The sequence below is a fragment of the Streptomyces sp. NBC_00878 genome (assembly GCF_026341515.1).
In the GTDB taxonomy this organism is placed as follows: domain Bacteria; phylum Actinomycetota; class Actinomycetes; order Streptomycetales; family Streptomycetaceae; genus Streptomyces.
Genome location: NZ_JAPEOK010000001.1, coordinates 8475822 through 8499338 on the forward strand (window position 1 = coordinate 8475822; position 23517 = coordinate 8499338).

General features: G+C 69.4%; 22 protein-coding genes. 9 read left to right on the plus strand and 13 right to left on the minus strand.

All coding sequences use genetic code 11. The features are described from left to right. Positions 1-8: 8 nt before the first annotated feature. From OHA11_RS36760 to OHA11_RS36780, 5 genes are all read right to left on the minus strand, one after another. The gene (locus tag OHA11_RS36760) at positions 9-2282 is read right to left on the minus strand and encodes a family 43 glycosylhydrolase (protein WP_266503667.1); all 2274 of its coding nucleotides are present in this window, start codon (positions 2280-2282) and stop codon (positions 9-11) included. Between the two features lie 261 nt (positions 2283-2543). Continuing rightward, on the minus strand, positions 2544-4223 hold the full coding sequence (locus tag OHA11_RS36765) for a rhamnogalacturonan lyase B N-terminal domain-containing protein (RefSeq protein WP_266503668.1): 1680 nt from the start codon (positions 4221-4223) through the stop codon (positions 2544-2546). Positions 4224-4245: 22 nt separating this feature from the next. After that, positions 4246-5079, minus strand: a complete 834-nt coding sequence (locus tag OHA11_RS36770) for a pectate lyase (protein WP_266503670.1) — start codon at positions 5077-5079, stop codon at positions 4246-4248. Between the two features lie 140 nt (positions 5080-5219). Then, a complete protein-coding gene (locus OHA11_RS36775; protein WP_266503672.1) occupies positions 5220-6056 on the minus strand; it encodes a hypothetical protein in 837 nt (278 codons plus the stop codon). After that, entirely contained in the window at positions 6053-6619 is a 567-nt protein-coding gene (locus tag OHA11_RS36780) for a SigE family RNA polymerase sigma factor (RefSeq protein ID WP_266503673.1), read from the minus strand. Before OHA11_RS36780 ends, OHA11_RS36775 begins: the two co-directional genes overlap by 4 nt. 271 nt (positions 6620-6890) lie before the next feature. Here OHA11_RS36780 and OHA11_RS36785 point away from each other — a divergent pair, with 271 nt between their 5' ends. Beyond that, a complete protein-coding gene (locus tag OHA11_RS36785) occupies positions 6891-8342 on the plus strand; it encodes an NCS2 family permease (protein WP_266503674.1) in 1452 nt (483 codons plus the stop codon). 202 nt (positions 8343-8544) lie between these two features. On the opposite strand, the gene OHA11_RS36790 is transcribed toward OHA11_RS36785, so the two are convergent. The 4 genes from OHA11_RS36790 to OHA11_RS36805 all read right to left on the minus strand — a co-directional run bounded on the left by OHA11_RS36790 (position 8545) and on the right by OHA11_RS36805 (position 12063). Then, a complete protein-coding gene (locus OHA11_RS36790; RefSeq protein WP_266503675.1) occupies positions 8545-9996 on the minus strand; it encodes a penicillin-binding protein 2 in 1452 nt (483 codons plus the stop codon). A 167-nt stretch (positions 9997-10163) separates the two neighbouring features. Beyond that, on the minus strand, positions 10164-10703 hold the full coding sequence (locus tag OHA11_RS36795) for a response regulator transcription factor (protein WP_266503677.1): 540 nt from the start codon (positions 10701-10703) through the stop codon (positions 10164-10166). A 66-nt stretch (positions 10704-10769) separates the two neighbouring features. Then, on the minus strand, positions 10770-11243 hold the full coding sequence (locus OHA11_RS36800; RefSeq protein WP_266507699.1) for a GNAT family N-acetyltransferase: 474 nt from the start codon (positions 11241-11243) through the stop codon (positions 10770-10772). A 46-nt stretch (positions 11244-11289) separates the two neighbouring features. Further along, positions 11290-12063: an IclR family transcriptional regulator gene (locus OHA11_RS36805; protein WP_266503678.1), complete on the minus strand. Its 774-nt coding sequence runs from the start codon at positions 12061-12063 to the stop codon at positions 11290-11292. A gap of 131 nt (positions 12064-12194) precedes the next feature. Between OHA11_RS36805 and OHA11_RS36810 the strand changes: the two genes are divergently transcribed. From OHA11_RS36810 to thpD, 7 genes are all read left to right on the plus strand, one after another. After that, positions 12195-13724 carry an aldehyde dehydrogenase (NADP(+)) gene (locus tag OHA11_RS36810; RefSeq protein ID WP_266503679.1) on the plus strand — a complete coding sequence of 510 codons (1530 nt, stop codon included), beginning with the start codon at positions 12195-12197 and terminating at the stop codon, positions 13722-13724. 193 nt (positions 13725-13917) lie between these two features. Further along, complete coding sequence (locus OHA11_RS36815; RefSeq protein ID WP_266503684.1) at positions 13918-14526, plus strand: DUF1349 domain-containing protein; 609 nt, start codon at positions 13918-13920, stop codon at positions 14524-14526. Positions 14527-14635: 109 nt separating this feature from the next. Further along, positions 14636-15166, plus strand: a complete 531-nt coding sequence (locus OHA11_RS36820) for a DinB family protein (protein WP_266503686.1) — start codon at positions 14636-14638, stop codon at positions 15164-15166. 356 nt (positions 15167-15522) lie between these two features. After that, positions 15523-16062, plus strand: coding sequence for a diaminobutyrate acetyltransferase (ectA, locus tag OHA11_RS36825; protein WP_266503687.1), 540 nt, complete (start codon positions 15523-15525; stop codon positions 16060-16062). 30 nt (positions 16063-16092) lie between these two features. Beyond that, a complete protein-coding gene (gene ectB, locus OHA11_RS36830) occupies positions 16093-17364 on the plus strand; it encodes a diaminobutyrate--2-oxoglutarate transaminase (RefSeq protein ID WP_266503688.1) in 1272 nt (423 codons plus the stop codon). A gap of 85 nt (positions 17365-17449) precedes the next feature. Continuing rightward, on the plus strand, positions 17450-17854 hold the full coding sequence (locus tag OHA11_RS36835) for an ectoine synthase (RefSeq protein ID WP_266503690.1): 405 nt from the start codon (positions 17450-17452) through the stop codon (positions 17852-17854). A 5-nt stretch (positions 17855-17859) separates the two neighbouring features. Further along, positions 17860-18747: an ectoine hydroxylase gene (gene thpD, locus OHA11_RS36840; protein WP_266503691.1), complete on the plus strand. Its 888-nt coding sequence runs from the start codon at positions 17860-17862 to the stop codon at positions 18745-18747. 122 nt (positions 18748-18869) lie between these two features. On the opposite strand, the gene OHA11_RS36845 is transcribed toward thpD, so the two are convergent. After that, positions 18870-19931, minus strand: a complete 1062-nt coding sequence (locus OHA11_RS36845; protein WP_266503692.1) for an alkene reductase — start codon at positions 19929-19931, stop codon at positions 18870-18872. A gap of 159 nt (positions 19932-20090) precedes the next feature. On the opposite strand from OHA11_RS36845, the gene OHA11_RS36850 reads away from it, so the two are divergent. Next, positions 20091-20597: a MarR family winged helix-turn-helix transcriptional regulator gene (locus OHA11_RS36850; protein ID WP_266503693.1), complete on the plus strand. Its 507-nt coding sequence runs from the start codon at positions 20091-20093 to the stop codon at positions 20595-20597. Here OHA11_RS36850 and OHA11_RS36855 read toward each other — a convergent pair. From OHA11_RS36855 to OHA11_RS36865, 3 genes are read right to left on the minus strand one after another with little or no spacing between them, the layout of a single operon-like run. Next, entirely contained in the window at positions 20594-21760 is a 1167-nt protein-coding gene (locus tag OHA11_RS36855; protein ID WP_266503695.1) for a maleylpyruvate isomerase family mycothiol-dependent enzyme, read from the minus strand. The genes OHA11_RS36850 and OHA11_RS36855 overlap by 4 nt on opposite strands. A gap of 25 nt (positions 21761-21785) precedes the next feature. Then, entirely contained in the window at positions 21786-22403 is a 618-nt protein-coding gene (locus tag OHA11_RS36860; protein WP_266503696.1) for an RNA polymerase sigma factor, read from the minus strand. Between the two features lie 53 nt (positions 22404-22456). Next, on the minus strand, positions 22457-23506 hold the full coding sequence (locus OHA11_RS36865; protein ID WP_266503697.1) for an aminotransferase class V-fold PLP-dependent enzyme: 1050 nt from the start codon (positions 23504-23506) through the stop codon (positions 22457-22459). Positions 23507-23517 lie beyond the last annotated feature (11 nt).

Sequence of the window (23517 nt, forward strand, 5' to 3'; positions counted from 1 at the left end):
TCAGCCTCTCAGCCTTGCCGAACCGGCCTGATCGACTCCAGGGTCGGCACCACCGGCTTGATCGTGCCGTCGGCCGCGAACTTCATGCGGTCGATGGTCGTCTCCCGGTGCATGCCGTCCCCGCCCGCCAGGCCGGGCCCGTTGAGGCCGAACCGGTGGTAGACCATGTACCAGTCGTCCGTGCCGGGGGCGTTGACCACGGAATGGTGGCCCGTGGCGAGGATGCCGTACTCCGGGCGCTTGGAGAGGATCGTGCCCCGCTTGGTCCACGGGCCGAGCGGGGAAGGACCGGTCGCGTAGGCGACGTGGTAGTTCTCGCTGCGGGTGTCGTCCTCGGACCACATGAAGTAGTACGTCCCGTTGCGCTTGACCACGAAGGAGCCCTCCCGGAAGTTGTCCGGGGTGATGTCCTGGATCTTCGACGCGTCGAACGACACCATGTCGTCGTTCAGCGGGACGACGTAACCGCGGCCGTTGCCCCAGTACAGGTACGACGTTCCGTCGTCGTCCGTGAAGACCGCCGGGTCGATCATCTGGCCTCGCAGCGAACCGCCCTTCGCCACCAGGGGTTTGCCGAGGGCGTCCTTGAAGGGGCCGGCGGGGGAGTCGGCCACCGCCACGCCGATCTGCTGCTCCGCGCAGAAGTAGAAGTAGTACTTGCCGTCGCGTTCGGCGATCGCGGGCGCCCAGGCGTTCTTGTCCGCCCAGGACACATCAGGACCCAGGTCGAGGATCTCGCCGTGGTCCTTCCAGTGGACCAGATCCTTTGATGAGAAGGCCTTGAACTTCGTGCCGCTCCAGCCCGGGAAGCCGTCCGTCGTCGGATAGATCCAGTAACGGCCGTCCAGATACTGGATGTCGGGGTCGGCGTACAGCCCCGGCAGCACCGGGCTACGGGTGGCCACGGCCTCGACGGTCCAGGTGCGGACGGTCCCGTCGGCCGCCGTCACCTCGTACTTCCGCGGTTTGCGGAAGTCGCGTCGCGTACCGGACGCCGGGCTCACCGTCGCGCCCTCACCGAGCCAGAGCTTCGGCGCGAGCCTCGACCTGTCCTCGCCCGGCATCATCGGCAGTACGACCTTCGAGGAGGCCTCGGTGACGACCGCGTACGCCTTCTGGTCCTTCACCGTGGCGTCCGTGATCGAGGTGCCGCTGACCGGATATGCGGCGAGCAGCCGGTCGTACTCCGCCTGCGTGACCGGCATGACCGTGCCGTGCCGCGGACTCGCGGGCAGTTGGTAGTTCTCCGACAACGTCCACCTGCCCGAGTCGAGGTCGGTCGTCTCGAAGGGCACGTAGCCGCGGCCGCCGTACTCGTCGATGAACAGGTACCACTTCTCCTCGGTGTTGGACTTGAAGACCGTCGGGCCCTCCCCGCGGTCGATCGAGCCACTGCCGACACAGTCCGCCACGAAGTCGTACGAGGTGTCCGTGAGCGTCGTCGACTTCTCCGCGGTGATGAACTTCGAGCAGGGGTTGGAGGAGGTGGGGTCCCGCTCGTCCTTCGTGTAGCGGTAGTAAGTGCCCCTGTGCTTGACGACCGTTGAGTCGATCACCGAGTATCCGGGGTCGTCCCAGACCTTCGGCTCGCTGAAGGAGCGGAAGTCCTTCGTCGTCGCGTACAGCATCTTGTTGTACGTGGAGCCGGTGTGGTCCGGGTCGTCGGCGGCGTACAGCTTGGACGCCCAGAAGACGACGAACTCGCCGAGCGTGTCGTCCCAATAGGCCTCCGGCGCCCAGGTGTTGCCCGCGCTGTCCGGCGAGACCCTCACCAGGCGCTGGTCGGTCCAGTGGACCAGGTCGGTGGACTCCCAGACCATGATGGACTTGCTGCCGTGGCGCTGGACGTCGTCCCAACTGCCGCTGGAGTTCTGGTACATGCGCAGATCGGTCGCGATCATGTAGAACTTGTCGCCCTCGGGGGAGCGGATCACGAACGGGTCGCGCAGGCCCTTCTCGCCGGTCGTGGAGGTGAGCACCGGCTTCCCGCCGTTCAACTCCCGCCAGTGCAGCGGGTCGTTGCCGCGGCTGAGGGCGTAGCGGATCTGCTCGCCGTCCGCCGTGCCCTCGCCGGTGAAGTAGGCGAAGAGGTAGCCGGCGTACTTCTGCTTGGTCACGTGAGGTGCTCCGCGTGGTGCTTCGGGTGAGGCTTGGGGTGGCGCTTGAGGTGGGGCTTGGGAGGGGGCTTGAGGCTGGGCCGCCGGGCTCGGTGGGGCGGCGAGCAGGCTCAGGAGGAGGGCGAAGAGGGGGATCAGGAGCGTGCGAACGGTGCGGGAACGCATGACACATCCTGTGGGGGTCTGGTGGATTCTGTTGGGGTGGACTGCCCTCGGAGTGTCACCAGTGGCGGACGGGGCGTCAATCGGTCGGCGCCGGTCCGGGCTGAGCGAAAGTTTCGGTGCGTTTGTCGGGTGCGGGTGCGTCGTGGCTGATCGCGCAGTTCCCCGCGCCCCTGGGGTGGATGGGGCGCGGGGTGGCCTTGAGGCGCGGGTCAGCGAGCCGGTGCTGTCCTTCTCAGGACAGCAGGCCCTGCGCGGTCGTTCTCAGGCCAGCAGGTCCAGGCAGTCGAAGGACGTGCCCGGGCTCAGGAACGCCGAACCCGTTGAGCCGCTGACGATGTTCAGCTTCAGGACGTTGTACTGACTGGTGTCCGACTTCCAGGCGGTTGCCGGGATGTTGTACGTGAACGTGTGGTTGTTGCCCCGGTACGAACCCGTGGTGAGGGATCGAGTCGCGGGCTGGGATGGCGGCGAAGGGATCGCCGATACCCAGTCGTTGACCGTCACGCGCGGGCGGCCGTTGATGTAGGCCGTCGTCACCCCGACGCGCAGGGTGTGCGCGGCGGCCGCCTGTGCCGCGGTCAGCTTGAAGTAGACGAGGACGCCGTCGTTGACGTCCTTCCACATGTAGCAGGGGAAGGACGCGGCCTCGCTGCCGCTGCCGATGGTGACGTTGCCGGTCCATTTCGCGGCGCGGCCGTCGGACGGGTGCGCGTACGTCATCAGGTCGGCGTTCTTGAACTCGCCCGGTGTACCGTCCCAGTCGCCGAGCCGCCAGAGGGTGCTCGCGGTGCTCGGATCGCCGCTGATCGTGATGCTGTTGAGGGCCGTCGTGCCGCCCGCGCTCACCGTCACCTCCCGCGTGTGGACGGCGAGTTCGCCCTTGTGGACCGTCAGTGTGTACGTGCCCGGCAGCATCCCGGGGCACGAGAAGGCACCCGTGCCGGCGGCGGCCTTCGCCCAGTACTGGGCGGCGGAGTTGGCGAGACCGACCGTGTACGCGTAGTCCGCGTCCATGCCCTTGAGGCCGACGCCCGCCACCTTGCCGCGTCCCGACTTGCCCACCCAGCCCGTGATGCCCAGGCCGTCCACCCACGACGTGTCGAGGTTGGCGTGGAAGAGCGAGGAGGAGGGCGCGCCGCCGTCGGTGAAGCTGAGCACGTACGGGCCCTGCAGGCCGTACCGCTCGGGCTCCGTCTGCGACTGGTTGTAGTGCAGGATCTCGTAGAGCGCCGCGCTGGTGGAGTTGGTGTGCCGCAGCAGCGAGCGGTAGAACGGGCCGCCCGAGGCCTTCTCGTGGTTGGACCGCACCAGCCACAGCGCGGCCGAACCGGTGGTGAAGCCGATGTGCTCGTAGTCCATGACGCGCTTGCCCGAGTAGTGCTTGGAGTGCGTCGTGCCGTCCGAGCGGGAGAAGACGTCCGAGGCCTCGATGGTCGTGTCGGACGAAGTCCAGGCGTCGGCACCCGAGTTGGGGAAGATGCCCGGCTTGATGCGGACGATGAACCGGGTCGCGGTGAACGATGAGTCCGCCTTGTCGGTCCACAGGTAGACGTTGTTCTGGCCGCTGCGGGCCGCGATCCACTGGGTGATCGCCCCGTGCGCGACCTTCACCAGGATCGTCGAGCCGACCTGCTTGATGGTGACCGTGGAGGCGCCGAGCCCGGTCTCGACGTGTGAGTGCTTGCCCTCGAAGCCCTCGTACTCCTTGCCCTTGTAGACCAGCGAGTTGAGGTCGCCGGTCGACTTGGACACCTTGAGGACGAGCGAGGCGCCCGTGTCGATCACGTAGTTGGAGCCGTCGTCCGTGTAACCGAACGTCGCGGCCGAGGCCGAGGACAGCAGCCCGGTACCGGCCACGACCGCCGCGCCGGTGCCGGCCACTCCCGCGGCGGACGCGGCGAGCAGCCGACGACGGGTGAGGTGTTTCTTGTGCGTGCTCACGTGCGGTGCTCCTGGTCGTACGTCACTGGTAAGTGAGGTCGGAGGCGGTGTAGTTGCAGTGCGTGCCGTCGGGGCCCGAGCCGTTCGTCGACGGCTCCGCACCCGTGTTGTTGCCGATGTACTTCTGGCACGGGACGATCTTCTTGCCGCTGTCGCCGATGATCGTGACGGCCCGCAGGGCCGCGGTGTCGCCGTAGTTGGTGTTGATGCCGACCAGCCGCGAACCCGGCGCGGTCACCTCGATCGTGTTGAAGATCGCGGTGCGCTTGTACTGCGTCGAGCAGTTGCCGCAGGAGCGGTACAGGGTCGTGAAGTCCTGGGCGGCGAACTTCGAGACGACGAGCTTGCCGCCGCCGTTGTGCTGAAAGACCTTGTCCGCGGCCTTCCTCGCGCCGCCGCCGTACACGGTGTAGGTCGCCGCATTGCCGCCGCGGAAGGTGGCGGCGTCCTCGCCGACGTCCTCCCACCAGACGTTCTGCAGATTGCAACTGCCCTGGCAGTGGATGCCGTCGGCGCCGGGCTTGCCGATGATGACGTTCTTCAGCGTCGCGCCGTCGGCGAGCCGGAAGATCGGGTCCTGGCCCTCCTCCTGGCCGTCACCGGCCAGATCGCCGCTGCCGTAGTAGCGCTTCATACCGCCGTCCCGGGTCCCCGACACGGCGATCGTCGCGGAGACGGCCTCGCTGCCGTTGGCGGTCGGCCAGGTGGTGGCGGCGCTCGCCGACGACATCATCGAGCTGGTGACGATCGCGGCTCCGGTCAGGGCGAAGGCGGAGAGACCGCCGACGACGGCGCGCCGCCGACCGGCCCTGCGACCGTGACGTGCGCGCTGTTCCGGTTCCATGCGTGAAGCCATGTCCCGATTCCTTCAGGTGGGGGGAGAGACCTTGCTTCTCCTGGTCGCCACCCGGAAGGCGGGGGTTGCCGCCCGTCGGAACTTTTTTACGAGCCGCCGTCGGACTGGTCGGACACGTCGGACACGTCGGACGCGTCGGACTACTCGGACCCTTCGGCCGCGAAGTCGCCCGCCACGCCCAGCTGTTCGTCCCCGGCCCGCGCGCCGGCCGTGTAGGTGTCGTCCCCGGCGTCACGGCCGCCGCGGTCGTGGTCGTACTGGCCGGCGAACACCCACTCGCCCGGCCACACCGTGCGGCCCGGCTTGAGTACCCAGGTGTAGACGAGGAAGCCGTCCTTTTCGGTGACGGTCGCCGTGAAGTCGTCCTCCGGCGCGGAGCGCCAGGCCCCCGCCGACGTGACCCCGCCGGTCTGCTTGACCTTCAACACGACGGTGAGCGCGGTGAGTTGCTTGCTCGTCTTCAGGGTCACATTGCTCTGCGCCCAGAACTCGTTGCTGTGCGTGTCGACCGAGCCGTCCGACCACAGCGGGCCGTTGGTGTCGTCGGCGTTGTCCGCGTTCGCGGGCGGAGCGGCCGGGGCGGACGTCTTCGGCTTGCCCGTCGGGGAGTTCGGCGTGCTCGGCTTGTCGGGCGGGGGCGAGGACTCGGCCGGGTCCGGCGGGACCGGGGCGCGGGTCGTCGTCTGCGGCGTCGGGTCGGGGGTCGGGGAGACCGCGACCGTCTGGTCGCCGGGCTTGTCGTCCTTCACCGCCGAGGCGACCGCGTAGCCGCCCACCGCGAGCACACCGGCGGCGGTGGCCGTGGCGCCGACGACACGGAACCAGCCGAGCGGGGACGACCGCGGAAAGGGACGCCGGGCACTCTCCGTGCCGGCCATGCCGCGTTCGACCCGGGCCAGGATGTGCGCGCGGTCGGGCTCGTACGCCTCGGCCGCGTCCCGCAGCGTGGCGCGCAGTTCCCCGTGCACGTCCTTCATCGTTCACCCCCTTCGGCTCCGGTGGCACGCAGCGCCGCCGCGTGCATCCGCCGCGGGGCCTCCTGGGACCCCAGCAACCGCTGCAGTTCCGCCATCCCCTTCGATGTCTGGCTCTTCACCGTACCCACCGAGATGCCGAGGGCGAGTGCGGTGTCCTTCTCCGAGAGGTCGAAAGCATGCCGCAGAACCACGCACGCCCGCTTGCGGAACGGCAGTCTGCGCAGAGCTTCCTGGACATCCACCATGCCGGGTATGTCGGGGTTCTCGGTTTTGTCCTCGCGCTGCGACCAGAACAGCGTGATCCGTCTGCGCTCACGCACCGCGCTGCGGATCCGGCTCCTGGCCAGATTGGCGACCACACCGCGGGCGTACGCCGCCGGGTGGTCCGCCGCGCGCACCCGGTCCCAGCGGTGCCAGAGTGCGAGCAGCGCGTCCGCCGCCAGATCGTCGGCGGCGTCCGGCTCGCCCGTCAACAGATGGGCCAGGCGCGCCAGTTCGGCATAGTGCCGCTCGAAGAAGGCGTGGAACTCCACGGAGGCGGCGTCGTCGACGACAGTGCCCACGGGCGACCTCTCCTGTCGGGTCCTGCGCGGTACGTACGCCTGACGGCTCACGGTGCGGGCGTATACGGCCCCTGCGCTGCGCGCGTGAAGGAACGGTGTCCCCGTGGGGCGAGATCCGAGAGAGTATCAGGCGTTCGTACAGCACTTCGAACATCGTATGGCGGGCCGAACTCGATTCCGTAACACGGGGAAAACCTGAAAACGGTTCAACGAGGGAACAATCCAGCCAGCATCCGCACACTGATCACGCAGGTAACGAGGAGTAACCGCCATGTCCGAAACTCAGAAGGTGGGCGATCGGCCGAGCGCCGGACCACCCCCGGCGAACAGCGTCGACCGGTTCTTCAAGATCTCCGCCAGGGGTTCCACCTTCGCCCGTGAGGTACGCGGCGGTTTCGCCACGTTCTTCACGATGGCCTACATCCTTGTCCTGAACCCCATCATCCTGGGCAGCGCCAAGGACAAGTTCGGCGATCAGCTCGACAACGTCCAGCTGGTCACGGCCACCGCGCTGGTGGCCGCGGTGATGACGATCATCATGGGTGTCGGCGGCAACCTGCCGCTCGCGCTCGCCGCCGGTCTCGGCCTCAACGCCGTCGTCGCCTTCCAGATCGCCCCGCTGATGAGCTGGGACGACGCGATGGGCCTGATCGTCCTTGAGGGCCTGCTGATCTGCGTCCTGGTGGTGACGGGTCTGCGCGAGGCCGTCATGCACGCGATACCGCAGCCGCTCAAGCAGGCGATCAGCGTCGGCATCGGCCTGTTCATCGCCTTCATCGGCTTCGTCGACGCCGGGTTCGTCACCCGGATCCCGGACGTGGCGAACACCACGGTCCCGGTGCAGCTGGGCGGCACCGGCGCGCTGGCCGGCTGGCCGGTCCTCGTCTTCTGCCTGGGCGTGCTGCTGACCATCGGGCTGCTCGCCCGCAAGGTCAAGGGCGCGATCCTGATCAGCATCGTGACGATGACGGTCGTCGCGATCATCATCAACGAGATCGCGGACATCAAGAGCTGGGGCCTGACCACGCCGAAGGTCCCCGACGACTTCGTGGCCTCGCCGGACTTCGGACTGCTCGGCGACTTCAGCCTGTTCGGCGCCTTCGGTGAGGCAAGCGTGATCACCGTCGTGCTGCTGGTCTTCACGCTGATCCTGTCGGACTTCTTCGACACCATGGGCACGGTCGTCGGCATCAGCGCCGAGGCCGGACTCCTGGACGAGGAGGGCAAGGTCCCGAACCTCGGCCGCGTCCTGCTCATCGACGGCGCCGCGGCGGTCGCGGGCGGCGCGGCCTCGGCCTCCTCCTCGACCTCGTACATCGAGTCGGCGGCGGGCGTCGGCGAGGGGGCGCGCACGGGCTTCGCGAACCTGGTCACCGGCGGGCTCTTCGCCCTCGCGCTGTTCATGACCCCGCTGCTGACGATCGTCCCGCTCCAGGCGGCGGCCCCCGCGCTCGTCGCGGTCGGCTTCCTGATGATGACCCAGGTCAAGCACATCGACTGGGACCGCTACGAGATCGCCATCCCGGCGTTCCTGACGATCGCCGTGATGCCCTTCACCTACTCGATCACCAACGGCATCGGGGCGGGCTTCCTGGCCTACGTCCTGATCAAGACGGTCCTGGGCAAGGCGAAGGAGGTCCACTGGCTGCTGTGGGGAGCGTCGGTGCTGTTCCTGATCTACTTCGCGATCGACCCGATCGAACAGATCCTGGGCGTGAAGTGACCACCTTCCGGGGGTGATCGGTCGCCCGCGGGCCGTGTGTGGCTGGTCGCGCAGTTCCCCGCGCCCCTAAAAGATGAAAGGCAGGGGCGGAGCCCCGCCTTTCAGGGGCGCGGGGCTGTGCCATTGTGCGGCTCCGCCGCGTGGGCGCGACCAGCCCCCACCGGCCGACAGCCAACGAACCGACCGGAACCGACCGGAGCCGTCAGTTCTGAAGCGCGGCCCGCATCATGGCTTTCGCAACCGGCGCAGCCAACCCATTCCCGCTGACTTCCGACCGCGCCGCATCCGACTGCTCCACCACCACGGCCACAGCCACTTCCTTCCCGCTGGAGTCGTCCTTCGCGTACGACGTGAACCACGCGTACGGCGTCTGGCTGTTGTTCTCGCCGTGCTGAGCCGTACCCGTCTTGCCACCCACGGTCGCCCCGGAGATCCGCGCGTTCGTCCCCGTACCCTCCTCGACGACCGTCTGCATCGCCGACTGCAACTGCTCGGCCGTGGACGAGCTGACGATCTCCTTCGTGTCCGTCGAGTCGTCGTAGTTCTCCAGCACATCGCCGTCCGCGTCACTGATCTGCGACACCATGTGCGGCGAGACCAGCTTGCCGCCGTTGGCGATGGCAGCAGACACCATGGCCATCTGCAACGGCGTCGCGGTCACGTTGAACTGGCCGATGCCCGTCAGCGCGGTGGACGACCGGTCCATGTCCGACGGATACACGCTCTCGTACGCCCGCACGGGCATGTCCTGCGTCTCGTCGTTGAAGCCGAACTTCTCGGCCATCGCCTTCAGCTTGTCCTGGCCCAGGTCGACGGCCATCTTCGCGAAGACGTTGTTGCACGAGTACTGGAGGGCGACCCGGATCGACGCGTTCTCACAGGGCGCGGACTTGCTCTCGTTCTCCAGGACCCTGGTCGTGCCCGGCAGCGTGTACGGGTCCTGGCTGGCGGTCCTCGTGTCCACCGAGGAGTACAGCCCGTCCTCCAGCGCGGCGGCCGCGACGACCAGCTTGAACGTCGAGCCCGGCGGCAGCGGCTGGCGCAGCGCCCGGTTCGTCATCGGCTTCTCCGGATCCTTGGTCAACTTCTTCCAGGCATCGGCATCGCCGGCGCTGAGCACCGAGGGGTCGTACGACGGGGTGGACACGACGCCGAGGATCCTGCCGGTCTTCGGGTCGATCGCGACGGCCGCGCCCTTCTTGTCACCGAGCGCCTCGTACGCGGCCTTCTGGACGTCCGGGTCGATCGTCGTGACCACGTCACCCGGGCCTGCGCGCTCGCCGGTGACCGTGTCGAGGGGCCCCTTCAGCCGGTTGTCCGTCCCGTCGAGCAGTTCCTGGTAGATGCCCTCCAACTGCGTCGCCCCGTACACCTGCGAGCTGTACCCCGTGACCGCCGCGTAGAGACTGCCGTCGGTGTACGTCCGCTTGTACTTGAGGTCGCCGCCTGTCGTCTGCGTGGAACCGGTGATCGCGTCGCCGGCCACGATGATGTTCCCGAGCGGGTACGCGTACTGCTCGATCACGTTCCGTCGGTTGTTCTTGCTCTCCGCGAGCGCCTGGCCTTCGTAGAACTGCACCCAGGTCGCCCGGACCAGCAGGGCGAGGACGAGCAGCAGGGTGAAGACGGAGGCGCGCCTGATCGTTTTGTTCATCCCATACGGACGACGACCGGGACGGAGCCGATCGTTCCCACCCACCCGGATTTCTCATCCGCCCTTCATGAAGCCGGGCCCCTCAAGAAGCCGGGCCCCTCAAGAAGCCGGGCCCCTCAAGAAGCCGGGCCCCTCAAGAAGCCGGGCCCCTCAAGAAGCCGTGTCCTTCATGAGGCCGTGTCCTTCATGAAGCCAGCCTCGTACGCCGCGATCACCGCCTGCGTACGGTCCCGGGTTTCCGTCTTCGCCAGGACGGCCGCCACATGGGTCTTCACCGTGGCGGGGCCGACGCCGATGCGGCCCGCGATCTCGGCGTTGGTGAGCCCGGCGGCCATCAGCCGCAGGACCTCGCGCTCCCGTCCGGTGAGCTTCGCCACCCACTCCGGCGGTGCCGCCTTCGCCCGCCCGTACTCGGTGGCGAGCGCCCGCACCGCCGCCGGGAACAGCAGGCTGTCGCTGTGCGCGACCAGCCGCACGGCCTGGACCAGTGCGTCGGCGTCGGCCCGCTTGAGCAGAAACCCGGACGCTCCGGCGCGCAGCGCCTCGTACACGTACGCGTCGTTCTCGAAGGTGGTCACCACGACGATGCGCGGGGGATCGGGAAGCGTCGCCAGGATCTGCTCGGTGGCACGGATGCCGTCGATCTCCGGCATGCGCACGTCCATGAGGACGACGTCCGGCTCCGCCGCGTGGGCGCGACCAGCCACGTGCAACCCGCAGCCGGCAACGATCCACCCCCTCAACGGCGCCCCCACCGAACCACCGTCGCACCCTCACCCCTCCAGCGTCAGCACAACCTCATCGATCTCCTCGCCCCGCGCATTCGCGAACCCCCTGTCCCGCTCGGAGACGCGAAACCCGCACTTCTCCAGCACGCGCAGCGACCCCGCGTTGTCGGCGGCCGCCCGAGCGAACAACGGACGCTCAGGCACGGCATCGAGCAGCGCCCGCAATGCCCCCGTGGCGATGCCCCGGCCCCAGTACGCCCGGTCGATCCAGTACGTCACTTCGCGCTCGTCCGGTGGGCCGTACACCGCCGCGCTGCCGACCACGTCACCGTCGACGAGGACCGTACGGTTGACGACGTCGGACAAGCTACGGATCCGCTTCCAGTGGGCGTCGAAGGCGTCCCGGTCCGTCGGGTCCTTCGCGGTGAACGCGGCCATCCGTACCGACTCGGGATCCATCATCTGCCGGAAGAACACCGGAAGATCGCTGTCGTGGACCTCACGGAGCACGACCTCCACGTCAGATACGTCAGATACGTCAGATTCGGCAGGTACGTCAGTCATGTCAGAGCCTCCGGGTGGCGAGGGTCAGCCGGTCCCGCGCGTCGAACAGCGCGTCCTTCACCATTTGCTCATGCGCGGGCGTCAGCCGCGCCACCGGCACCGAGCAGCTGATCGCGTCCCGCGCGGGCGTCCGGTAGGGGATCGCGACGCCGAAGCAGCGCAGCCCGAGCGTGTTCTCCTCGCGGTCCACCGCGAACCCCTGCTCCCGCACCTGGCGCAGCTCCTCGATGAGCTTCTCCCGGTCGGTGATCGTGTGCTCGGTCAGCGCGGGCAGCGTCTCCGGGAGCAGCTTCCGTACCTGCTCGTCGGTGTGCGTGGCGAGCAGCGCCTTGCCGAGGGACGTGGAGTGCGCGGGCAGTCGGCGGCCCACGCGCGTGAAGGGGCGCAGGTAGTGCTGGGACTGGCGGGTCGCGAGGTAGACGACGTTCGTGCCGTCGAGACGGGCCAGGTGGATCGTCTCCGTCGTGTCGTCGGAGAGCCGGTCCAGCGTCGGCCGCGCCGCCGCGACGACCTCGTCACCGTCGATGTACGACGTACCGACGAGCAGCGCCCGTACGCCGATGCCGTACCGCGTGCCCGTCGCGTCCGTCTCGACCCAGCCGAGCTCGACGAGGGTCCGCAGCAGCATGTAGAGGCTCGACTTGGGATAGCCCACCGCTTCCTGCACGGCGGCCAGGGAGTGCATACCGGGGCGCCCGGCGAAGTATTCGAGCAATTCAACCGTGCGCACCGCGGACTTGACCTGTGCTCCGCCGCCCGTCTCGCCTGCCGACATCGGCCTTGACCCCCTAGTTCGCCGGGAAATAGTCTCCACAGCATATTCACCACCAGAGACAGCGTTCAGCATATCGAACACCGCTGGTGAGTGGCACATGTACTGCGGCATTACATCTGGAGGGACCCGCGGTGGCAGCAGCACCAGTCTGGAGTGTCGACCCCCGAACCGGGAAGCAGCGCGAGCAGGTTGCGGTCGAAGCCACGGCCCAGGAGGTGGACGCGGCCGTCCGCGCGGCCCACGCCGCCCGGGGAGCACTCGCCGACCGCACGGTCCGCGCGGCCTTCCTGCGCTCCGCGGCCGACCAGCTCGAAAGCGCCAAGGACCACCTGGTCGAGGCCGCCGACGCGGAGACCGCGCTCGGCCCGGTCCGGCTCACCGGCGAGCTCGCCCGCACCTGCTACCAGCTGCGGGCCTTCGCGGACATCGTCGACGAGGGCGAGTTCCTCGGGGTCGTGATCAACCACCCCGACGACACCGCGACCCCGCCGATCCCGGACCTGCGCCGGTACAAGGTGCCGCTGGGCGTCGTCGCCGTCTACTCGGCCTCGAACTTCCCGTTCGCGTTCTCGGTCCCCGGCGGCGACACCGCGAGTGCGCTCGCCGCGGGCTGCCCGGTCGTCGTCAAGGCGCACCCCGACCACCCGGGCCTGTCCGAGCTGGTCGCCGCCGTGCTGCGCCGGGCCGCCGCCCAGCACGACATCCCCGACGGCGTCCTCGGCCTGGTCCACGGCTTCGACGCGGGCGTCGAACTCGTCAAGCACCCGCTGGTCACGGCCGCCGGATTCACCGGTTCGGTACGCGGCGGACGCGCCCTCTTCGACGCGGCGGCCGCCCGGCCCGTGCCGATCCCCTTCCACGGCGAGCTGGGTTCCCTGAACCCCGTCGTCATCACCGAGGCCGCGGCCGCCGAGCGCGCCGAGGCGATCGGTACGGGGCTGGCGGGCTCCATGACGCTGGGCGTCGGCCAGTTCTGCGTGAAGCCGGGCCTGGTGCTGGCACCGGCCGGCGCGTCCGGTGACCGCCTGGTCAAGTCGCTGACGGACGCGGTGAGCGACACGAACGCGGGCGTCCTCCTCGACCACCGCATGCGCGACAACTTCGTCGCGGGGGTCGCCGAGCGGGCCGAACTCCCCGACGTGGACGCCCCGGTGACCCCGGGTGCGGGCAGCGAGCACACGGTGAGCCCCGGGTTCCTGACGGTTCCGGCCGCCCGTATCGCCGCCGAGGGGGAGTACGACCTGCTGCTTGAGGAGTGCTTCGGGCCGGTCACCGTGGTCGCCCGCTACGAGGACGAGGCCGAGGCGAACGCGGTGCTCGCGCGGCTGCCCGGCAACCTCACCGCGACGGTCCACCTCTCCGCGGAGGAGACCGCCGGCGAGGGGCGCGGTGCGGAGATCCTCGCCGAGCTGACGCCGCTCGCGGGTCGCGTCCTGGTCAACGCGTGGCCGACCGGTGTCGCGGTCGCGCCCGCGCAGCACCACGGGGGGCCCTACCCGGCGACCACCTCCACGTCCACGTCGGTCGGCGGTACGGCCATCGAGCGGTGGCTGCGGCCGGTGGCGTACCAGAACACGCCGGAGGCGCTGCTGCCGGCGGAGCTCCGCGACGACAATCCGCTGGGGTTGCCTCGGCGGTATGACGGGCGTCTGGAGCGGTAGCGCTCCGCTGGGGGCGCCGTTTCGTTGGTGCGCCGTTGGGCCTGCGGTCGTCTGACGGCCGCAGGCCCGCTGTGGCTGATCGCGCCCACGCGGCGGAGCCGCAAATCGGCACAGCCCCGCGCCCCTGAAAGGGGCGCGCCCCTTTGAAGGCGCGCCCATCGCAACCGACCGTACGACCTGGGACAATCTCTCAATGGACCTGGAACTTCCTGAACTTCCCTTTTCTCTCCGGACGTACGGGCCCGATGGGCACTGGTCGTACGAGGACGGGGTGCTCACCGGGTGGGCGGGTGCACGGCAGGACCGGTTCGTGCCGCCTACCGACGAGGGACTGGACCCCGCGTCCGACGCCCCCCGGCTGCTGGGGTCGCCGGAGGGGGACTTCCAGCTCATCGCCCGGGTCACGGTCGGTTTCGCCGGGGCCTTCGACGCGGGTGTGCTGTACGTGCATGTGGGCGAGCGGGCCTGGGCCAAGCTCTGCCTGGAGAACTCGCCGGACGTGCCCACCGTCTGCACGGTCGTCACCCGGGGCCACTCCGACGACGCCAACTCCTTCACGGTGGAAGGTAGTTCGGTCTGGCTGAGGATCAGCCGCACCGGCCGCGCCTTCGCCTTCCACGCCTCGCGGGACGGCAAGCGCTGGACCTTCGTCCGCCTCTTCACCCTGGCGGACGAGAAGGAGACCGGAGCGGCCCTGATCGGCTTCATGACCCAGTCCCCGATGGGCGAGGGCTGCGTGGTCACGTACGACCACATCGAATTCCGCCCGGACTGGCCGGCTGACCTGAGGGACGGCACCTGAGACACGGCATTTGGGGGACGGCACTTGAGGGACGGCACCTGACGGGTGGCGCTTGAGCGTCGGTCCCCCGGGGTCGTGTCCGTGGACGCCCGGTGTCATGCTGCCGTGCATGACCACCGACACGCACCCCACCCTGCCGGACGGCCGCCCCATCCCTCTCATGACCGGACCGGAACGGCCCATGCTGGAGAGCTGGCTCGCGTTCCATCGGGCCACCCTGGAGATGAAGTGCGCGGGGCTGGACGACGGCCAGGTGCGGCTGGCGTCCGCCGCGCCGTCGGAGCTGACGCTGCTCGGGCTGGTGCAGCACCTCGCCGAGGTGGAGCGGAACTGGTTCCAGGCGGTGTTCGCCGGACTCGACGTGCCGACGCTGTACGAGGACGGCGCCGGCGGGTACGCCCTCGACCCGGAGCGAGGGCTCGACGAAGCGCTCGCGGACTGGCGCCGGGAGGTCGAGCGGGGGCAGGAGCTGTGCGCCGGGCGGTCGCTGGACGACACCGGGCGCATCGTCGAGGAGCCGATGGCCGGGGTCGAAGTCAGCCTGCGCTGGATCCTTGTCCACATGATCGAGGAGTACGCGCGGCACAACGGCCACGCGGACCTCGTCAGGGAGCGGATCGACGGCGTCACAGGCGCCTGACCAGCGGGGCGGGGGTTGATCGGGGAATTCCGGTCCAGTTTATCCGGGCCTATTCACAGGCGGTATTCCGGTCCCTTATTCAGTGCAGCTTCCCGTATTCTTCTGCCCGCTTTCGCCGGACCTAAACGCTAAGATTTCGCGAACACCATCCTCGTAATTCGGGCGGATCTCGTGGCGATTACGCATCTGTGACGCAACGCACATCGCGTCCGGTTCATTGGGAATTTTCCGGATAAAGTGGTGGTCGAATTTGAGCCCCACGTGGCGCGTGCGCCCGCGTGATAACACATCGGGTGTGCTTGCGTAACCCCATACGGCGATGCAATTTGAACTTTCGCTGGGTAAATTAAATCCGCATGACCGCCGCACAAGCAGACCTGCAAGCGGAATTCCTGGAAATGCCGGAAGGGCTGCGGATCGACCGTCCGCACGTGGACGACGGAGCCGCGCTCTGGCGCATTGCCAAGGACTCCGGAACCCTCGACCTGAACTCCTCCTACAGCTACCTCCTGTGGTGCCGTGACTTCTCCGGCACCTCCGCCGTGGCGCGCACGGCCGACGGCGAGCCGGTCGCCTTCGTCACCGGCTACATCCGGCCAGAACGCCCGCACACCCTCCTCGTGTGGCAGGTGGCCGTCGACGCGGAACAGCGCGGACGCGGCCTCGCCGCGGCGCTCCTCGACGGACTGACCCTGCGCATCACCCGCGCTCACGAACTGACCACCGTCGAGACCACGATCACGCCGGGCAACACCGCCTCCGAGCGCCTGTTCACCTCGTACGCCGCACGTCACGGAGCGACCGTCGAGCGCGAGGTCCTGTTCGACACGGGGCAGTTTCCCGACGGCCCGCACGACCCCGAAGTGCTGTACCGCATCGGCCCCTTGACGCACTGACGAACCCCCCACGCCCTGAGGAGCAACACCGTGACCATCACCCAGCCCGACCTGAGCGTCTTCGAGACCCTGGAGTCGGAGGTGCGCAGCTACTGCCGTGCCTGGCCCACCGTCTTCGACCGCGCGCAGGGCAGCCGCATGTTCGACGAGGACGGCCATGAGTACCTCGACTTCTTCGCCGGCGCCGGATCACTCAACTACGGCCACAACAACCCCGTACTGAAACGCGCCCTCATCGACTATCTGGAGCGCGACGGCGTCACCCACGGTCTCGACATGTCGACGACCGCGAAGCGCGGCTTCCTGGAGTCGTTCCAGAACCTGGTGCTGCGGCCCCGCGACCTCCCGTACAAGGTCATGTTCCCGGGTCCGACCGGCACCAACGCCGTCGAGTCCGCGCTGAAGCTGGCCCGGAAGGTCAAGGGGCGGGAGGCGATCGTCTCCTTCACCAACGCCTTCCACGGGATGTCGCTCGGCTCGCTCGCCGTGACCGGCAACGCCTTCAAGCGGGCCGGCGCCGGCATCCCGCTCGTGCACGGCACGCCGATGCCCTTCGACAACTACTTCGAGGGCAAGGTCCCGGACTTCCTCTGGTTCGAGCGGCTGCTGGAGGACCAGGGTTCCGGGCTCAACAAGCCCGCCGCCGTGATCGTCGAGACCGTGCAGGGCGAGGGCGGCATCAACGTCGCCCGCCCCGAGTGGCTGCGTGCCCTCGCCGAGCTGTGCGAGCGCCAGGACATGCTGCTGATCGTCGACGACATCCAGATGGGCTGCGGCCGGACCGGGGCGTTCTTCTCCTTCGAGGAGGCGGGCATCACCCCCGACATCGTCACCGTCTCCAAGTCCATCAGCGGCTACGGACTGCCCATGGCCCTGTGCCTGTTCAAGCCCGAGCTGGACATCTGGGAGCCGGGCGAGCACAACGGCACGTTCCGCGGCAACAACCCCGCCTTCGTGACGGCAGCCGCCACCCTGGAGACGTACTGGTCCGACGGGCCCGCCATGGAGAAGCAGACCCGCACCCGCGGCGAGCAGGTCGAGGAGGCGTTCATCTCGATCACCGAGGAGAACTTCGCCGACGTCAAGGAGTACCGCGGCCGGGGCCTGGTCTGGGGCATGGAGTTCCACGACAAGGCGCGCGCGGGCCGGATCGCCCGGCGGGCCTTCGAACTCGGCCTGCTCATCGAGACGTCGGGCCCGGAGAGCGAGGTCGTCAAACTCCTCCCGGCGCTCACCATCACGCCCGAGGAAATGGACGAGGGCCTGCGCACCCTCGCCCGCGCCGTCCGCGAGACGGCCTGAACCACACCAACTGCAGTGCAGCAACCACACCAACTGCGGTAACCGCACCAGCCGCTCATCGGCCTGAAGGAGGCTTCGCAGCACCGTGATAGTCCGTTCGTTCAAGGACCTCGAAGGCACCGACCGGCACGTCAAGTCCGCGTCGGGCACCTGGGAGAGCAAACGCATCGTCCTCGCCAAGGAGAAGGTCGGCTTCTCCCTGCACGAGACGATCCTGTACGCGGGTACCGAGACGTCGATGTGGTACGCGAACCACATCGAGGCCGTCGTCTGCGTCGAGGGCGAGGCGGAACTCACCGACGACGAGACCGGCGAGAAGTACACGATCACGCCGGGAACCATGTACCTCCTCGACGGGCACGAGCGGCACACGATGCGGATCAAGGAGGACTTCCGCTGTGTCTGTGTCTTCAATCCGCCGGTGACCGGACGGGAGGACCACGACGAGAACGGCGTCTACCCCCTGCTGACCGAACCCGAGGAGGCCTGAACACGATGACCACCATCGCCGACCTGTATCCCAGTCGCGGAGCCAGCGAGGTGTCCGTGCCCCGGCAGGACCCGGTCGTGTGGAGCACGCCCGGCACGCCGGGGCCGATCCCGGCGGCCGGTCTGGAGTCGTACGAGCGGGACGGTTTTCTCGCCGTCGAGCAGCTCATCGGCGACGACGAGGTCGCGCTCTACCACGCCGAGCTGGAACGCCTGATCGCCGACCCGGCGATCCGCGCCGACGAGCGCTCGATCGTCGAGCCGAAGTCCCAGGAGATCCGCTCGGTCTTCGAGGTGCACCGGATCAGCGAGATCTTCGCCCAGCTCGTACGCGACGAGCGCGTGGTCGGCCGTGCCCGGCAGATCCTCGGCTCCGACGTGTACGTCCACCAGTCGCGGATCAACGTCAAGCCCGGTTTCGGTGCGAGCGGCTTCTACTGGCACTCGGACTTCGAGACCTGGCACGCCGAGGACGGCCTGCCGAACATGCGGACCGTGTCCGTCTCCATCGCGCTGACGGAGAACCACGACACCAACGGCGGCCTCATGATCATGCCGGGATCGCACCACACGTTCCTCGGCTGTTCAGGAGCCACACCGAAGGACAACTACAAGAAGTCCCTGCAGATGCAGGACGCGGGCACGCCCTCCGACGAGGCGCTCACCAAGTTCGCGTCCAAGCACGGCATCAAGCTCTTCACGGGCAAGGCCGGTTCGGCGACCTGGTTCGACTGCAACTGCATGCACGGCTCGGGCGACAACATCACGCCCTTCCCGAGGTCGAACGTCTTCATCGTGTTCAACAGCGTGGAGAACGCGGCGGTGGAGCCGTTCGCGGCACCGGTACGCCGGCCCGAGTTCATCGGCGCGAGGGACTTCACTCCGGTGAAGTGACCCGCGCCCACGGGTGAAGTGACCCGCGCCCACGGGTGAAGTGACCCGCGCCCACGAGTGATCGGCCCGGTGTCCGGCTCGTATCCCGTACGGGATACGAGCCGGACACCGGGCCAACTGCCTTACAGCGTCGGGTAGTCCGTGTAGCCCTTCGCGTCCCCGCCGAAGAACGTGGACCCGTCGGGCTCGTTGAACGGGCCGCCGGCCCTGAGGCGGGCGGGCAGGTCCGGGTTGGCCAGGAACAGCTGGCCGTACGCGACGAGATCGGCGACGCCGTCCTCGACGAGGGTCAGGGAATCCGGCCCCGTCGGCCCCTCGGTGGCCGGACTCAGGACGAGGGCCCCGCTGAACCGCTTGCGCAGTGCGAGGGTCAGCTCGCGGATCTCGACCGCCTCGTTGACGTGCAGATACGCGAGACCCAGCGGCTCCAGCGCGGTCACCAGCGCGGTGTACACCGCCTCCGGCTCGGGCTCGTGGATGTCGTTGTACGGGTTGCCTGGCGAGATCCGGATCGCGGTGCGCGCGGCACCGATCTCGGCGGCGACGGCCTTGGCGGTCTCGACGGCGAACCGGATGTGGTTCTCGACGGAGCCGCCCCACTCGTCGGTGCGGTGGTTGGAGCCGGGGGCGAGGAACTGGTGGATCAAGTAGCCGTTGGCGCCGTGCAGTTCGACACCGTCGAAGCCCGCCTCGACGGCTCCCCGCGCGGCGGTCACGAACTCGCCCACGGTGGCGCGGACCTCGTCACCCGTGAGCTCGCGCGGGGTGACGAAGTCGAGGGGGCCCTCGTGCGTGTAGACCTGCCCCTGGGCCGGTACGGGTGACGCGCCGACGTTGACGAGTCCGTCGGGCAGCAGCGTGGGGTGGCCGATCCGGCCCGCGTGCATGAGCTGCGCGAAGATCCGGCCGCCGGCGGCGTGCACGGCGTCGGTCACCTTCCGCCAGGCGGCGATCTGCTCGGCGCTGTGCAGGCCCGGGGTGTCCGGGTAGCCCTGGCCGGTCGCGGACGGCTGGATGCCCTCGGTGATGATCAGCCCCGCGGAGGCGCGCTGGGCGTAGTACTCGGCGGTGAGGTCGGTGGGGAGTCCTCCCTCGCCCGCCCTGCTGCGGGTCATGGGCGCCATGGCGATGCGGTTCGCGAGGGGGGTGCCGGACAGATCGATCGGGTCGTGGGCGGTGGTCACAGAAGGCTCCCGGAAACGAAATATGTGGTCGGCCAATCATCTGAACAGGGGGCCACCGTGAACCATTCCTTGGCCGACCAAGATAATTTCGGTGCGAGCAGGCCGACGAGCCGATGGGACGTAGGCTGGACGCAACGTTCGCAGGAACCGGGAGTCGAGATGAGCGCCACCCAGGAGGTCGCGGCCGCGCAGGCCGACCCCGCCTGTACCGACAAGCTGCCCTCCGCCGCGCGCGGCGGCCCGGTCAGTCACGCCATCTCCCGCGTCGCCCGGCTGCACCGCACCACCGCGGGCAGACTGCTGCGCGGGTCGGGGCTCTACCCCGGCCAGGAGTTCGTGATGATGCACCTGTGGGACCAGGGCCCGGTGCGTCAGTCGGACCTCATCAAAGCGGTCGAGCTCGATCCGTCCACGGTCACGAAGATGCTCCAGCGCCTTGAGCAGGCCGGGCACGTGACCCGCAGCACGGACCCGAAGGACCGGCGCGCGGTGCTCGTCGAGGCGACCGAGCAGAGCTGCGGACTGCTCGACGAGATCACACGCGCCTGGGCGGGCCTGGAGGAGCACACCCTCGCGGGCCTGAGCCCGGCCGAGCGCACCCAGCTCGTCGCTCTCCTCTCCCGGGTCGAGGCGAACCTCTGCACGGAGTCAGAGGGCACGACCTAGAGCCAGGACAGGGCCGCCGCCCGCTCCAGTACGTTGCGTACGGCGTCCTCGTCGCCCGCCGTGCCCCTCGGCACCTCGTCGGGCGTGTACCGGCCGCCCACGAGCAGGCAGAAGTCCACGGCGTCCAGGACGAGTTCGCCCCGGACCGCCTCGTCCTCGGAGCCGAGCACCCACTCGGTGTCGCCCGCGCCGCCGGTCACCGCGAACAGCACCGGCGGTGCCGTCGGCCCCAGCGCCATGCCGAGTATGCGGACGGCGAGCCGGACCAGCTGCCACAGATGGGCGTCGGGGGGCGGCGGCACGGTGATACCGAGCGCGCGGCCGATGTCGTCCGTGTGGATCCACGCCTCGAAACCGCGCACCACGAAGTGGTCGGCGACCGGCAGCCGTACGCCCATCAACGTCGTGGCGTGCGCGGCCCGTTCGGGGTCCCGGGCCTCGGGCGTGGCCAGCAGCGCGGCGGCCCGCGCGGACCAGGCGGCCACCGTCTCCTCGGGGTCGCGCGTCCGCTCGTACGCGATGACGTCGGCGGTCCGCGTGTTCCACGCCTCCTCCCACGGTGTGTCCTCGGCGATCCGTGAGGGCGGCGTGTGCGTGGCAAGGCCCAGGCGCACGGCCAGTTGCTCGTCGGCGGCGATCAGATGGCCGACGGTGTCGCGGACGTCCCAGTCGTGCACGACGGGCGTGCCCCACGGCCCGTGCCCGTCCGCCACCTCCCGCAGCAGCGCACGCAGTCCGGCGACGGCGGCGGCGTACGGGACCGCGTGCGCGGCGACGCGCGGCACGGCGGGCCGGGCCCGCAGCGCGAGGGCGAGCACACTGTCCGCCCCGGCGGCGAGCACACCGTCCGCCCCCGTGGAACCGCCGCCGACGGACGTCCCCGCGGAACCGTCGCCCATGGCCCCGGCGGCAGCCGAACCGTTCTGCGAGACCGCCGTGGAACCGCCGCGCGCGGCCGGTGATGCCGCGCCCGAGGCTTTGGCCGAGGCCGCTCCCGGCGGCACGTCAAGCAGACGTACGGTCTCGCGGAGCTGTTCCGCCTCCGCCGCGCAGCTCTCGCAGCCGGCCAGATGGGCCGACACCGTCTTCTCGTCCGCGGGCTGCAGCGCGCCGAAGGCCCAGGCGGCCAGCAGCTCGGGCACACCGTCGTGGTCGTCGGTCACCGGATGCCCCCTTCCCCTGTCGCCATCATGCGCCCCTTTCCCACGCCGGATCCGGTGGCTCGGCCAAAGTCTCGGCCAACTTGCGCAGAGCGGACCGCAGGCGGGTCTTGGCGGTGCCCTCCGGGATGCCGAGTTCGACGGCTGCCTGGCGGTAGGTGCGGCCCGCGAAGTAGGCGAGGTGGACCACCTCCCGCTGCTGCTGCGGGAGATCGGCCAGCGCCGAGTGCAGCAGCAGTGAGCGCTCGCGGTCGACGACCGCCTCGTCGGGACCGGGCCCCGAGTCGGGGATGGCGTGCAGCGCGGAGTCGTCCGCCCCGGAAGCCTTGCGGTGCCGGGCCTCGCTGCGCACCCAGTCCACGGCCCGCCGGTGCGCGAGCACCGACAGCCAGGTGCGCAGCGAACCCCGGCGCGCGTCGAACGCGTACGGCCTGCTCCACAGCTGGGCGAAGACCTCCTGCGCCACGTCCTCGGCCGCCGCGGGGCTGTTCGTCACCCGCACGGCGATCCGCCGCACGAGCCCGCCGTACGCCTCGTACGCCTCGGACAGCGCGGACTCGTCGCCGTACACCAGCCGCCGACGCAGCTCCGCGTCCGCGGGCGGCCGCTCGGACTTGTGGAGAGTTGGCTCCACCGGCACCACCACCTCTGATGCCCTTCCTAGCGTCCCCGCGGACCCCGCGCCAGTGGGTCTCGCCATCAGCCCGACAGGACGTCCAGCAGCCGATCGACATCCGCGGCCGTGTTGTACAGGTGGAACGCGGCCCTCAAGTTGCCCGCGCGGTCGGAGACCTCGATCCCCGCCCGGCTCAACTCCGGCTGCCTCTTGCCGAGTCCGGGCACGGAGACGATCGCCGAGCCCGGCGCCGGAACCGGCTCCTGCCCCAGGCCGGCCAGGCCGGCGCGGAAACGGTCGGCGAGGGCGAGGTCGTGGGCGTGTACGGCGTCCACGCCCAACTCCTCGATCAGCTCCAGCGAGTGACGGGCGCCCGCGTACGAGAAGAGGCTCGGGCTCTCGTCGAACCGCCGTGCGGAGTGGGCGAGTTCCTCGACCGGCCCGTAGCAACTGTCCCAGGGGTGCTCTCCCGCGACCCAGCCCGCGAAGATCGGGTTCAGTCCTCCCAGGTCCTCCGGAACGACCAGGAAAGCCACGCCCCGCGGGCAGACGAGCCACTTGAAGGCGACGGAGGACACATAGTCGTACGCGTCCGCCTCGACCGGCAGCCATCCGGCGGCCTGGGACGCGTCGATGTACGTACGGGCCCCGTGCTCACGCGCGGCCTCGCGCAGCGCCGGCAGATCGGCGATCCGGCCGTCCGCGGACTGCGCGGCGCTGACCGCGACGAGCGCGGTGCCGGGGCGCACCGACTCCGCGATCCGCTCCAGCGGCACGGTGCGCACCTTGAGGTCGCTGCGTACGTGGAAGGGGTTCACCACGGAGGTGAAGTCGGCCTCGGCGGTGAGGACTTCGGCGCCCTCCGGCAGCGAGGCGGCGATCAGTCCGCTGTAGACGGCGACGGAGGCCCCGGCCGCGACACGGCGGTCCGGGACTCCGACGAGGCGGGCGAAGGCGGATCGGGCCGCCTCCACGTCGGCGAACATGTCCTGCGGCTGCCCGGCCGCCACGGACTCGACGCCGACCCGCATGGCGTCGACCGCGCGGGCCGGGAGCAGCCCGGTGCTCGCGGTGTTGAGATAGGTGCTCCTCGGGGCGAACTCGGTACGGACGAGGCTCTCGAAGGTCTCCATGGGACCACTCT